Here is a 13,534-nt window from a genome sequence, read left to right as displayed (position 1 = left end):
CCCACATATTATTACTCATACTTCTCCAATTAATACCTTTCCATGTCTGCCCGAGTATTAATTCTGGTAATAGTAAGCAAATTCTGGTACGCCAATCCCTGCCCGTACTCTCCTGAAATATTTTTGATTACGCCGATTTTTCTTCCTGGAAAAACTAAAAATTAAGAAATGTAGGTGGAGGTCCACTCCGGCTTTTCCGGCGGGTTTTTCTCCAGCATTTCTCTCCATTTTTCATCTGTCAGGCGGTCTGAAATGGGCTGTTTGAACTCGTAATAACTCATTACGGGTCCGGCCCCTATAAGGACCCTGCCGTCGGGAAGTTTATATGCGACTACAATCATGTCCACGTATCCCACCCCTTCTTCGAGAGCGGCTTCAGTATTTGCATCGGTATGAACATCAGCCACTACCGTAGTTTTTCTCGCTTTTTCATCCACATCGGCTATGATCCCTTCAAGCTGAGCTCCGAAGTCCCTGATAAACTCGTAGTCTTCTTCTGTCATCTCTTCATTTTCGAGTTCCTTTTCCGAGATTGCCTGAAGCCTTGAAAGGATAGTTTCAAGCTCCGTGAGCCTAGATTTTGAAACGGGGTCAAGGACACCCATTTCGTCCAGCCCCTGATTTGTCATTTTAGTCAGGGCAAACAGCCTGGCATAAAAGTCCGGGACAGGCTCCACATATCCCACAACCGGTTTTTCTTCAGGCGGCATTGGCATTGCGGTTTCAACTATCGTGTAACTCTGTTTTGCGTACAGTATTGTGTCGTGCCTCAGTTCAGTCCAGGAAGAAAGAGAGGTGCTCAGTTCCTTGTCCTGCCAGGCATCCGTCTGCATAAAGGTAGGGTATCCTTCCCCGTAGTCTTTCAGGAGGGGCTGGAGGGAATAGAGCCAGGACCAGTAAAGGTTCCTGTTCCACTCAGCTGCGCTGAAGTTCGAGAATTCGGAGTCCATGGCTACATACTGAACACTGTAATTTTCGTAACTGGAATCATTCAGTTCGTCGAGCCAGTAAACAGCCCTTTCCGAGCCCAGGAGAGCCATTATGTCAAGACCGCGCGGGAAACCGCGGATGGGCCTTCCCGCCCCTGAGATCACAAAAGTGAAAGGTTCTTCCTTTTCACCCCTGTATTCCCCTGTATAGGCTCCTACCATATTTGAAAAAACGTAAGAGTCAGGGATAAAGCGCTGTCCCATGAAACGGAAGCCTGTTGTGTTTTCAAGGCATTCGTCAGCCTGTTCCGGAGTGAAGGGTGGTTCAAGAGCACAGTTCCCAGTGCCTCCGTAAATTTGAGGGCCCTGGTTTTGAGCAAGTATGGATTTTAATTCCTCCACTGCAGTTTCGTTGAATTTCCTTTCCTCGTTGCCAAAGACCCTGTCCATTGCTTCCATATATTCGTAAGGCCCAAGATCATCGGAGAAGCCTACATAAAAAGCCGTAACCCCGTAGATCCTGTCCCACTTTTCAAGAAGTTCTGGCGAGTTTTCAAGCTGTGAAGCGATCAGGCATGCCTGGATAGTCTGGATGCGGGCATCTTTTTCAGGGTCTTCGGACTCTATCAGTCTGTCCTTCAGGAGCATGCTCATCCTGCCGTGCCACATAAAAGCCTTAAAGTAATTCTGCAATTTTTCGGAGCGTGTGTAATGCCCTCTTGGTACGTACTGGGAATAGTCTTCTTTATAGAGGAAAATCGGAGAAACTGTGAAACCTTCATGGGCTTCTATCAAAGCGAGTTCTGCTTCTACTTCTTTCTTTACAAATGAAGGTACCTCAAACTGATATTTTTCTCCTGAGCCTGCAGGGAAAAGAGCTTCGTCAACAAAGTAGTAAGAGTCTTCTGCTGCCTGTTCCTGTGAAGGTTTAGGCTGAAGCAGGCTCAGAGCAACTGCAAAATAGGCTGCATCTCTCCTTGCGGCTTCTTTTTCTTCTCCTGATGCGCTGCTGTACTCCTGGACCGACGCATTCAGGAGGTCAAGGTCGGTTTCCCAGAGAGTATCGTAAAACTCTTTTTCCTCTATCTGCCTGAGTGTTTCATCAAACTGGATATGGTAAAGGTGCAGCAGAGAATCCGTTGTGATAAAAACAGGAACTTCCTCTTCCTTGAGGGTCACATACATTGAGGTTATACCCTCTTCTTCAGGGTTGTAAGGGTTCTTTATTACCACAAAACCGTTGCTTTCCAGAACTTTAAGGTCAGACTCATTCAGAGGAATTTTGTCAGAAAAGTTTGCATAATTGGATATTTTATCCCTCTGGAGTGGCAGATCATAAGAAGGAGCTTTTAATTTGACATCTACGGCTTCCAGGCTGTAGTTTATGGGCAGGGATGCGCCCTGGCCCAGAAGACCGGAGTAAGTTACGGCTTCTGTTTTGAGTATATCTGCTGCATAGCCCTGTTCGTCCTGTTCTGTATTCTGACCGGAGCAGCCTGCAGAAAAAACAAAGATCAAAATAAAGGTCAAAAGCGTCAGGTAAACTGTTGCTAATCTTATTCTTCGGTCCATTATCCATGCCTCGTGCAAAACCAGTAAAAAATAATTTAATGTAAAATAATAACGTCAAATGTACAGTAATAATAACTTCAAATGTATCGTAATATAATAACGTCAAATGTACAGTAATCAGGGACTCCAATATAATAGCGTCAAATTTACAGTAATGAATTTAAAAACAAAATAGTTGTTTTTTAAGTGTTTTTCCTCAAATAAAAAAGAGAAATCTCCTTTTTCCTGTTATTCATGAGGGCTAAGGGGGTCTATTCTGAAAAGCAAAATCATGAATAGTGCAGCTACAGCTCCTGAACTTAATAGAAGCGGATCTCTGGTAATACAAAGAAGTACACCTGCAACAAGCAAGAGAACTCCTAAAATAAGTAAAATCTGAAGTTTTCTGTCCAAATTTATTCACCCCTTTACTGCCCTTTTCTGGTTTCTGTCATTGTTTCAATTATTCGTTCAAGACACTGAGGTGTACCCTGATTCCCCATCATTAATTGTTTCTCTTTGGTTATTTATTTTTCCACATACCATTTATTTTTTTGTTAAACTTCGAATCATTTTGAAGTTATATTTTTAGCAAAAACAGGCTTTTAACTATGAAAATGTACATATAATCCTGATTTCCGAAGATCGGACAGCGAAAAATAATCTTTGAAAATCTAAATGATTATTTCCGGTTTTATTTAGAAAAAGATAAATAATTCTTGAAAGCCGGAATTGACATTTCAATCTTTATATTAAATCATAACTTTTCATGACTTTATTATTATTTTTCAATTTTTTCCGATTTTTCCTGTACTAAAAAGGGAAAAGCTGTGAACTGAAAACAAAAGAGAAAGAATAGAGGATGAAAAACAATAAACAGCAGGGAATAAGTTTGAAAAAAAGCCCTGCATCTCAATATTTTCTGCATACTCCTTTTATAAAAATAACTGAAATGCCCGGAAGAGCGAGTTTCTCTGTTATAAGGTCAGAAAGTTCTGAGCCGGATGCCTGTTCTTTTTCCTTCCTGCCGTCCATATCGAATACTGATACATCAGGAACTATCGCTTCTATCACTTTCCTGAGGTCAGGGACTTTCTGCCCTCCTGTCATGGCTGCTACTTCGTTCTGGAGTACGAGCACAAGTACTTCATGGCCTTCGCTTACAGCGTTTAAGAGTCCGAGGATGCCGGAATGGGCAAGGGCAAAGTCCCCTATTACAGCTATTCCTTTTCTCTCAAACCCACAGGCAACAGAAATTGCCGAACCCAGGGCGAAGCTGACATCAACCGCAGAAAGTGGTTCCGGAGCGCTCCGGACGGAACAGCCCATATCCCCTGCAACCCGGACACCGGATATGCGGAGAAAATTGTAAAGGGGGAGATAGGGGCAGTCCTCACAGATTGAAGCCCTGCTTTTTTTTCTGGATTCTATAAGCCCGGGGTCTGCTGGTCTCGAGACTTTTTCTTCTTCGATGTGTTCAAGGGCAAAGTCAATGTCTTTAGAGGTCACCTGACCGTATGGGAGATGTCCTGTTTTTTTGCCGTAAACATTACCCTCAATGCGTATCTGCTCTTCTATAAAGGGTTCGGACTCTTCAACCACCAGCACTTTCTGTTTGTCTTTCAGAAAAACTCCTATCTTCTTCAGGGGAAGAGGGTTTACAAGGTTAAGGACAAAATGAGAAATTTTCTTATGTTTTCCTGATTTTACCAATACTTCTTCGACAAGAGAGGACGCGAAACCGGAAGATATGACTCCAAAGCTTTTTTCTCCTTCAGTCCGCTCGGCATCTTCTCTTTTAACCTTCTCCCTTATTTCGTTCAGGTCAGTATTTTCAGATTCGTATTCAAGCATAGGATAAACTTTGGAGTGAAAATGCTCGTGTTTTTCCACCATCCGGAGTTTCCAGATTGAGCGGTCAAATTCGGGGTGGAGGACTGAAGGTGCTGGGAAGCGCTTGATTTTTCCTTTGCTCTTCTCCAGACCAGCAGTTACCCTGATTATAACCGGAATATGCCTTTCTTCAGAAAGCTCATAAGCCCTTCTTAGAGACCTGTAGGCAGTTTCGGGACTACTTGGGTCGAATACAGCGACTTCGGCTATTTTGCCATACCAGCGAGAGTCCTGCTCATTTTGAGAGCCTTTTACACCGGGGTCGTCTCCTGCAATGATTATCAGACCTGCTCCGATGGTATGCGTAACCGAGGTTATGAGGGGGTCGGAAAGGAGATTCATGCCAACGTGCTTTACAAGCACAAGAGCCCTTCTGCCTGATACGGAGGCTCCAAGAGCTACTTCCAGGGCAACTTTCTCATTCGTAAGCCAGCTGGCTCTGTAAGCTGGACAGTTTACTTCAGGTAAACAGCTTTTATTTGATCTGCTTATATTCGAACTGTTTATATCTGAACCGTTTATATCTGAACCGTTTATATCTGAACCGTTTATATCTGAACCGTTTCCTGTACGGCTTATATCTGGACTGCTTATAATTGAACTTCCGGTTTCAGTTTCAGTTGAACCGCATGTTTTCAAAAAAAGCTCCATCAGGGAGGTGACAGGGTACCCGGGGACTCCTGTTATAAGTGCGACATCACTGTCAAGGACAGCAAAATAAAGGGCTTCAAACCCATTGCATGCGGTTTCATGTATTGTTTCTTCTTTCAAGCTGACCCCGTCCGGGAATTATAGGAGTTTTGAGTATACCTGCACAATTCGGGATCCGACATATTTCAGCTGGTTTTTTCCATACACATCGGCTTTATTTCGGTCCCCGGGATAATAGATTCTTCGGGTCTTCCGAACCAGGGGAGGGAGGCAAGAGCACCTATTACCCCATTGCCGTCAAGCAGGACTTCCACATTGTTTTCTTCAGCACAGCGCAGGGAATCCTCTTTTAAAACTCTTTCAGTACGGCAGCGGTTGCTGTAAGAGTAAAGCCCTTTTGCATAAAAATCAGATAATACTACAAGCCCTGTTTCTTTTGATGCACTGTACTTTTCAAGTGCTTTTTTAAAAGAACTGAGCAGCTTTGACTTTGCCTTATCATCGACACATCCGAACTCCAGAACCGTTGACATGCAGTTCTGGGTTTTTTCAGGTACAGGGAAGAGCTGGACAAGGGAATGTGAAAGATAAACAGATTCCTGGCAGTCGAGCTGTCTTGCAATATTATGTGTCAGGGTCCAGGTAGCTCCCACATCCTTTGAATCCGTATCATCTATGCCGATAAGGATACGGTCCCTTCGTGGAACTACAACGGTCCCTTTTGCACAGCGCTCTCCTCCGGATTCTGATATCCTGTAATGTAGAACTCCGTCTGCAAATGCCCTGCAGCGAGTTGCGCCGACGCCTCCGCCCCCCAGCCCTGCATAGGTGATCTCAACTTCGTCCCCCTGAACGATTACGGATTCAATGCCTGCGGCTGCAACCGAGGGTTTGAGTTCGAGATTTGAGGTTCCGGTTTTCATAAAATAACGGATCATATTTCCCGTTGAACGGGCTTTCAGGATAAGTGGAGATTTTGCATAGTGGTAAAGTGACCATGCTGCCCCGCTATAGCAGTTGGAGTGTTCAATAATTTCCGCGTATTCGTTTTTCGCGTCACAGACCGCATAAATGCCCCGGTAAGGCACGGTGTAAGGATCATCAAGATTTACTTCCTCAGTCTGTCTGTTGTCCAGTGCACAGGCGTTTATATGTTTTGTAATGCCGAAGACCTCCTTTTTAAAGGGGATAGAAAGTGGGAGGATAATTGTTTGTCGAAAGCCCATTTCCTGTAGATATATATAAGTATCGTAGATTTAGCAGGTTAAACAAAAAGTTGATAATATAGGGTTTACCGGGCGAACCGGGGTCGAGTATAAGAATCTAACAGTACAAGTATCTAACTGTATTAACCTCATTATCTAACTGTATTAACCAGTATCTATCTGTATTAATTTCGTTTATCTAGCTGTATTAATTTCATTCATTTAACTGTGTAAATTTTATTTTCTGACTAAATTAATCTTAACTACTTGACCACATCTTAACTATTGTGATTCTATCATCTAATCTCAAATATCTAACTGTAATAGCCTTAATAATCTAACTTTAATCTCAACTACTATGGATTTTCTTCAAAATCCATGCCATATTTTGTCCGAGATTTTTCATATTTTCAATGCCTTCTTTATCCTGTTCGACTTCTCCTATGGCGTTTCCGTAAACCATATTCCAGTAACTTGAGCCTGTAAGGATCATCTCTTTACTGTACAGGAAGTTATTCAGGGTATCAAAAGCACTGATAGCTCCGCCGCGGCGAGCAGCTATAACGGATGCTCCAACTTTATGTTTAAGTAACCCTTTATTTCCTGCCAGTACCATACTTGCTCTGTCAACTAAGGCTTTCATTTGAGAAGTCACACCGGCAGAATATACCGGAGAACCAAGAATAATCCCATCTGAAGCTATCATTTTTGCAAGGCATTCATTGAAAAAATCATCTGTAATTACACATTGCTTATCCTTATTTTTATGACAGGCTCTGCAGCCTTCTATTCTGTTTTCTGAAAGCTGAATGAGTTCGGTTTCAATCCCTTCTTTCATGAGCTCATCAAATACCGTTTTAATCAGGATTGCGGTATTACCGTCTTTTCTCGCGCTTCCGTTAATACCTAAAACTTTCATAAATTTCAACTCATATTTTATTTATCTAGCTTTTCAGCATTTTAGACCGGCAGAAGAATCAGGCTATAAGGGGTTTATACTTCAAATAAATGTATTTAGAATCTTTTTCTTCTTCTTCGGGCCCGATGAATTATTAGAAATAAGGAATTAGAAGTAAGGGAAATTTGAACAGGTAGAGAAGTTTAAAACTACAGGGCGTGTTAGAAGAATAGGTAATAATTTTTCAGATTCTTTTAGACGTTACAGGATGATTTCAAGTATTCTGATGGAAGCTTCATTTATGGCTTCTGTTACTATTCTTCACAGCTCTTCTATTAGAGTTCTCATTTAACAAACCCTTCGTCTTTAAGGCTTACGTACCTGCCATCCCCTATAATTATGTGGTCAAGGATGTCGATTCCAAGGAGTTTTCCTCCTTCTACCAGTTTTTCAGTAACCATTATATCTTCCCTGCTCGGGCTCGGGTCTCCAGAGGGATGGTTATGGACCATGATTACGGACGCCGAGGATTCCATAAGTGCAGATTTAAAAACCTCTCGCGGATGAACGATACTGGCATTCAGGCTGCCTATGGATACCACTTCTTCTTTAAGTATCTGGTTTTTTGTATCAAGATAGAGCGTTATAAATTTTTCTTTTTTTTGTTCACGCATTTTAGGATACATCAGGGTATAGACGTCCTTTGGGGAAGATATTTTTCTTTTTGGCTCTTCCACAAAGGTTTCAAGCCGCCTTGCGAGTTCAAAAACCGCAGCTATCTGTGCAGCTTTTGCCTTTCCTATCCCATTGACCTGCATAAGCTTTGAAACGTTTGCAAGGCTGAGCTGCTTGATATTATACTCCATGAGTATCCGGCTGCACAGGCTGATAACATTTTCTTCCCTTGAGCCTGTCCTCAGGACTATCCCGAGAAGCTCAGCATTTGAAAGGGATTCAGGCCCGTTCTTAATGAGCCGTTCCCTCGGTCGTTCTTCTTCAGGAAGGTCATGAATCCTTATTTTACTTACTTCCATATTCCATCCCCACTTTTCACTTTTACTGCCAATTAACAGGTATCCGGTGCCCATCAGCCCTGCTGTGTTTAGAGAAAACTGAGCTGCATCCCTGATTACGATTCTTTTCGGGCGGACTGTGATTAATACTATTAATAGTTTGGATATTTGAATCTTTCTAAAAATAATCAAATAAGTCTAAAATATATGAAAAAAGAATTTATTTGTTATCAATTTTGTGTTTATTCTATCCTTATTATAATTCTAGACCTTCAAATGGTCCTATTTAAAGGAAACCGCAGAAATGTGCCGGCCTTTACTTATACCGGGAAATCCATAAGGCTCTTTGATGAAAGTCGTTTCCGTTGTCGGGTATAAGAAATCAGGAAAAACAGCCCTTGTCTCAGCTCTTGTAAGGCAGCTTTCAGGGTTCGGGACAGTGGGTACTGTTAAACACATGGGAGAGCAGCGCCTGAACCCTGCAGAAACTGATACTGGAAGGCATTTTGATGCGGGAGCGGATATGGTAGTGGGGATTACAGGCACCGAACTCGTCAGCTTCGCCAGGGACTCGGGCCTTGAAGATGCCCTTGATATGCTCTGTGACAGAGGCCTTGATTTCGCTGTCGTGGAAGGGTTTAAGGCGAGCAACCTTCCGAAAATAGCCCTTGGAGACATTGAAGGCGTTTCCAACATCATTTTCAGGGTACCGGAAAACATTGACCCTCATGAGGAACTTACAGCGTCCTTAGTAGGAATCGCCCTCGCCCAGCCAGACCGCTATACCCTGGAAGCCCTTGTCAAAAAAGTCCGCAAGAATCCTGATATAAGGAAAGCAGGAGCAATAGGTACCTTTACTGGCATTGTACGCGAGCTTGCGGGAGAAGAAAAAACATCAAGGCTCGAGTTCGAAAAATACGAACCGGAAGCCTCAAAAGTCCTCGACCGTATCCGGGACGAAATAAAGAAAAAAGAAGGTATACTTGAAGTCCTTATCCACCACAAAACAGGCTTAATAGAAGCCGGAGAGGACATTGTTTACATTGTGATCGCATCCGCCCACAGGACCGAACTCTTCCCTGCCCTCAGTGAAGCTATTGAAAGGATAAAAACAGAAGCTCCGATCTGGAAAAAGGAATTCACCGAAAAAGAGCATTTCTGGGTCCATGATAGGGAACATGCCTGAAAAAGGTTAAGAAAGAAAAGAATAGAAAGAAAAAAAGGAAAATGTATATGATATAAAAATAGGGTTTAGTAAACATACTGGGCAGGCTCAAGTTAAAAAGAAATTCAATGTCCGGATGCGGTTAGATGAATAAAAAAACGGAATCTAAAGAGCAAAAAAGGAGCTTTCGAAGCGCGATTGTACTGGCAGGCGGAAGAGGACGCAGGATGGGTATGGTCGAAAAAGCCCTTCTCGAATTCGAACGAAAAACCATTCTCGAGAGACTGCTTGAAAACCTGTTCCGGGTTGTTGATGAGGTTATCCTTTCGGTCCGTGATAACTCACAGAAAGAAAAGCTCTTTCCCGTGCTTGATAAATTTCCTGATAGGGAAATTCGTTTCTGCTTTGATTCTCTGGAAGACGCCGGCCCTCTTGAAGGCATTCGGGCGGGGCTGCTTGAATCCAGATCCGAAAACTCTTTCGTCTGCGCCGGAGATATGCCTTTTGTAAACCCTGAAATTGTAGACCTGCTGTTTGAGAAAGCAAGCGGTCACGATGCTGCTATCCCGAGGTGGGAAGAGAGAATGTTTGAGCCTCTTCATGCGGTCTACTCAAAAAAAATGCTGCCGGAAATCGAAAAAGCTTTTGAGAGGGGGAAACACTCAGTTCTTGCGCCGGTTTTTCAGATGCAGGATGTCGTTTTCGTTGAGGTTTCGGAAATAAGGGAATTTGATCCGGAACTGAGGACTTTTGTGAATATCAATACGGTTGAAGACCTTGAAAACATGATCGGGCATGCGAAGGAAAAAGTGGGATTATAATATAATGAATAATTTGCAGTTTGTTAGCGTGCTGATCCTGCAGCTCAAAACTACTCCTCTAAATCATGAATTTGGGATAATCAATCGAGTTAACTTATTCACTATACCTAACTGTTCTCGTCCCGGCAGAGTTGCGGCTCTGCAGTGCGCTGTCCTTTTCGCTACGCTCAAGAGAACTAACTAATTGAAATCGTACATAGAGGTCTCATTGCGTGCTGGCGTCCTCAATCTCAAAACTGACCCTGCGCCTTTCAAGTTCCTTCATAATCTCTTCCATAAACACGCCGGGCTCCTGTGAATGGATATGGTGGAACTCCTTCGATTTTCCTGGCTCGCCGCCTACGCTTGTTATTCTGACACCGCAGGAAGGGCTTTTAGGGACGCCGATAATCCTTATGCTTACGCCATTTATTGCGAGGTCTTCGAGCATATCCGCAAACGGGGTGAAGATTTCTCTGCAAAAGCGCCTGTAGGCTGGGTGGTCGAGCTGGTCTTTGGTGATTTCCCTGCGCCTTATTCCAAGGTACATTGATTCCGGACAGGGGAGCTGGATTACGTTTGCTCCTTTTGCATCAATAGGGATAACCGGTTTTGCTCCTTTTACTCTTGCAATGGGGTTGAGAAGGCAGTGCCCGAGTACAACTACTTCTTTTTGAGGATTGTCTGTTTCAGGTTTGTCCGGGACTGTGAATCTTTTTGGATTTGCAGGTCCTGAAGGTTTTTCGCGCGCGGAAGGGTTATCCGGGACTGAAAAAGGTATGTAATTTTCCAGCTTTTTCATGTGATCGCCTTTTGCTTTCGTTATTGATCGTCACTGTTCTTATCTGTACTTGAATAAGAGATTATATATTTATCTTCTGCATATGTATCCGAAAATAGGGCATGTGAGCCTGCACAAGAGTCTCATTTTTGCAGTCAGTCAGGACATTGCTGCAAAGAGGGGGTGCAGAGCTGCTGCCTTAAAAACTGGAAGGTCGTGTCACATGTATGAAGATTTTGGAACAATATTGAATAGAGGGTTCAAGACCTGGGTTAGAAATCTGAATATTTGTATTCCATATGTCCTGAATTTTTTTATCAATTTAATCCTTTTTGTCTTTTTCTTTGTCTTAATAGGTGCCCTGCTCTACGTTTCGGGGTCTATGAATGTGGTAGATCCTGCTGTCCTCACCAATGAAGAAATTTACTCCATGATATGGGACGGGTTTAAGAATAATATACCGGTCTCGGTAGCCCTGGTTCTTGCTTTTTTCCTGCTTAGCATGATTCTGCAGGCCTTTTTCACAGCAGGGGCAATAGGAATGGCAAAGAAAGCCTCAGAGACCGGAGATACTGTGTTTTCTGACATGTTCAGATCAGGCTGGAAAAACAGCTTCAGGCTTTTTCTCACGAGCCTTCTTCTCGCTCTGATGGTTCTCGCAGGCATTGTATTTATCGTGCCCGGAGCTCTCACAATAGGAGACCTGAACAGTCTTGTTCACAATCCCGGGCTGCCTGTAAAAGGAATGGGAGTGCTGGGAGCGGGAGTCATGCTCTGGACAGTTTATCTGCTGGTCATAAGTATTTTATTTTCCCTTGCCCCTTATGCTCTAGTAATTGATGAGCTCGACCCCCTTGACGCTCTGAAAGCCGGATACGGTTTTTTCATGAGCAATAAACTTGATGTTTTCTTTCTCTGGACATTTTCAGTCGGACTTGCTTTCGTCAATGGTTTTATCGGCGAGCTCCTGGGTTCGGAAATTCTTCTGGTCTCAATCATAACATATTTCGTGCCGATGATCATACTGCAGCCGTTCACTGCTGTCCTGTGGACCCGGCTTTATCTTCTGGGAGAGGAAAGGAAACTCTATAACCCTGATGACCTGCTTTCCGGTCCTGATGGGTTATAAAAGTCCGAAACTTCATGAAATCTACAAATACTTTTCTTTCTTAACTTTCCCTTTTTCTTAATTTTTTTCTCTCTTAGTTTCTCTTTTTCATAATTTTTTTCTTTCTTGGCTTTCCCTTTTCTCTTGATTTTGGAGCTCGAGCTTACTGGCTGATAGTGTTCCTGAATGTCTTAAATCGAATCTCAATTCATCCTGTTCACGCGTTGTTCTCCGGCTGAACCCGGCTGCTTACAGAAAATAAAAATAAAAATAAAAATAAAAATAAAAATAAAAATAAAAATAAAAATAAAAAATACAAATGAAAATGAAAGCTTTAACTGTTCTGGAAATCTGATTCAGAATACCGGCTATTTAGCCAGAAAATGCCTGATTTCAGTTCTGCTCTCTTACGTCCTGCCGAGCAGTTTGCATGCCTGGCATATATTTTCCGTGCAGGTATCTCCGCAGATCCTGCATTTTTCAATTTTTGCAGGAGGAAGTTCCTTTGCCAGTGCCCCAACAAGCTTGTCAAATCCCCGGAGCAGAGAGTACTTGGTTCCGGGGTGGTTTGTCTCAAAACCGTTTAACAGTTCCCTTATTTCTCCTCGCAGGGCTTCCCCTGCATACGGGCATTCACTGAAATCCACTGGCAGGGAATTTACGAGGGCATAGAGTGCAACCTCCTTTTCAGGAATATTCCGCAGAGGCTTTGCACGCATAACAAGCCCTTCAACAGCTACAGGAGGGGCAAGCCTGACCATGCGTTCCATGTCTCCTCTGAAGTGGTTAAGGAGAATGGTCTGGGCTTCATCGTCCAGGTTGTGTCCTGTGACCAGTTTCGTTGCGCCTATCTCGATAGCCACCCTGTTAAGAATGCTCTTCCTGAGAACTCCACAGTAGCTGCATGTGCCTTTTTCGCGGTCCATTACAGCCAGCTCGTCCATTGTTGCGCCATGTTCATCTTTAAAAGATTTTATAATATGGCGAACACCAAGCGTTTCAGTAAGCTGTTTTGCAAGCTCAAGGGATTGCGGGCGGTATCCGTTAATACCCTCATCAACTGAAATTGCCACAATCTGAATATCAGGCCTGTTCCCCAGGATCTTATGCATGATATAAAGAGCGACCGAGCTGTCCTTTCCTCCACTCAGAGCAACGGCTATTACATCATTTTTCTGTATGCTGTAATCTCTCCGGACAGTCAGCTTAATTTTCCTTTCAACGTCCTCTATAAAATGCCTTTTACACAGGTGCATTCCTGAGTATTTTTGAAAAATAATAGCATCATGGTTACATTTTTTACATTTAATTGTCATTTGAAATCCTTTTAAAGTCCTTTTTTACTTTGCACTGGTAATCTGAAAAAAACGAAAATTTGATTGTAACAGGCTCCTTTAGGAAAGGGAGCACTCGTATATATTGTTTTTTACGTGTCTTTTGCAAAGAAGACTGATCTTTTTAACCTGTCAAAGAAAGCCTGGTGATCATTCATTAAATTATATTTCTTAACTATTTCCTAACTACATTTCTTAACTATATT

The 13,534-nt window shown here is 42.9% G+C and carries 11 protein-coding genes; 3 read left to right on the top strand and 8 right to left on the bottom strand.

The features are described from left to right. Positions 1-161: 161 nt before the first annotated feature. From MSMAS_RS10380 to radC, 6 genes are all read right to left on the bottom strand, one after another. On the bottom strand, positions 162-2,501 hold the full coding sequence (locus MSMAS_RS10380) for a DUF3160 domain-containing protein (RefSeq protein WP_048046539.1): 2,340 nt from the start codon (positions 2,499-2,501) through the stop codon (positions 162-164). A gap of 228 nt (positions 2,502-2,729) precedes the next feature. Next, positions 2,730-2,894, bottom strand: a complete 165-nt coding sequence (locus MSMAS_RS18870) for a hypothetical protein (RefSeq protein ID WP_015412796.1) — start codon at positions 2,892-2,894, stop codon at positions 2,730-2,732. Between the two features lie 498 nt (positions 2,895-3,392). After that, entirely contained in the window at positions 3,393-5,144 is a 1,752-nt protein-coding gene (locus tag MSMAS_RS10375; protein WP_011034697.1) for a thiamine pyrophosphate-dependent enzyme, read from the bottom strand. A gap of 65 nt (positions 5,145-5,209) precedes the next feature. After that, on the bottom strand, positions 5,210-6,250 hold the full coding sequence (mmp11, locus tag MSMAS_RS10370; protein WP_011034698.1) for a methanogenesis marker protein 11: 1,041 nt from the start codon (positions 6,248-6,250) through the stop codon (positions 5,210-5,212). Between the two features lie 328 nt (positions 6,251-6,578). Further along, complete coding sequence (locus MSMAS_RS10365; RefSeq protein ID WP_048043375.1) at positions 6,579-7,148, bottom strand: flavodoxin family protein; 570 nt, start codon at positions 7,146-7,148, stop codon at positions 6,579-6,581. 323 nt (positions 7,149-7,471) lie between these two features. Further along, positions 7,472-8,161 (bottom strand): RadC family protein, encoded by a 690-nt coding sequence (gene radC / locus MSMAS_RS10360; RefSeq protein ID WP_011034700.1) that lies wholly within the window; start codon positions 8,159-8,161, stop codon positions 7,472-7,474. Between the two features lie 328 nt (positions 8,162-8,489). Here radC and MSMAS_RS10355 point away from each other — a divergent pair, with 328 nt between their 5' ends. Together MSMAS_RS10355 and MSMAS_RS10350 are read left to right on the top strand one after the other, a co-directional pair. Beyond that, positions 8,490-9,326, top strand: a complete 837-nt coding sequence (locus MSMAS_RS10355) for a molybdopterin synthase (RefSeq protein WP_011034701.1) — start codon at positions 8,490-8,492, stop codon at positions 9,324-9,326. A 125-nt stretch (positions 9,327-9,451) separates the two neighbouring features. After that, positions 9,452-10,126: a molybdenum cofactor guanylyltransferase gene (locus tag MSMAS_RS10350; RefSeq protein WP_011034702.1), complete on the top strand. Its 675-nt coding sequence runs from the start codon at positions 9,452-9,454 to the stop codon at positions 10,124-10,126. 205 nt (positions 10,127-10,331) lie between these two features. Here the strand turns inward: MSMAS_RS10350 and MSMAS_RS10345 are convergent, their stop codons facing one another. Continuing rightward, positions 10,332-10,907, bottom strand: coding sequence for a hypothetical protein (locus tag MSMAS_RS10345; protein WP_011034703.1), 576 nt, complete (start codon positions 10,905-10,907; stop codon positions 10,332-10,334). An 82-nt stretch (positions 10,908-10,989) separates the two neighbouring features. Between MSMAS_RS10345 and MSMAS_RS10340 the strand changes: the two genes are divergently transcribed. Further along, complete coding sequence (locus tag MSMAS_RS10340) at positions 10,990-12,015, top strand: DUF7847 domain-containing protein (RefSeq protein ID WP_015412802.1); 1,026 nt, start codon at positions 10,990-10,992, stop codon at positions 12,013-12,015. A gap of 386 nt (positions 12,016-12,401) precedes the next feature. Here MSMAS_RS10340 and MSMAS_RS10335 read toward each other — a convergent pair whose 3' ends face one another. Further along, positions 12,402-13,310, bottom strand: coding sequence for a TIGR00269 family protein (locus MSMAS_RS10335; protein WP_048046538.1), 909 nt, complete (start codon positions 13,308-13,310; stop codon positions 12,402-12,404). Between the last annotated feature and the right edge of the window lie 224 nt (positions 13,311-13,534).

It is taken from the genome of Methanosarcina mazei S-6 (assembly GCF_000970205.1).
GTDB classification, from domain to species: domain Archaea; phylum Halobacteriota; class Methanosarcinia; order Methanosarcinales; family Methanosarcinaceae; genus Methanosarcina; species Methanosarcina mazei.
The sequence above is the reverse complement of the archived record's forward strand: the minus strand, read 5'-3'. Positions and strand labels throughout refer to the sequence as shown.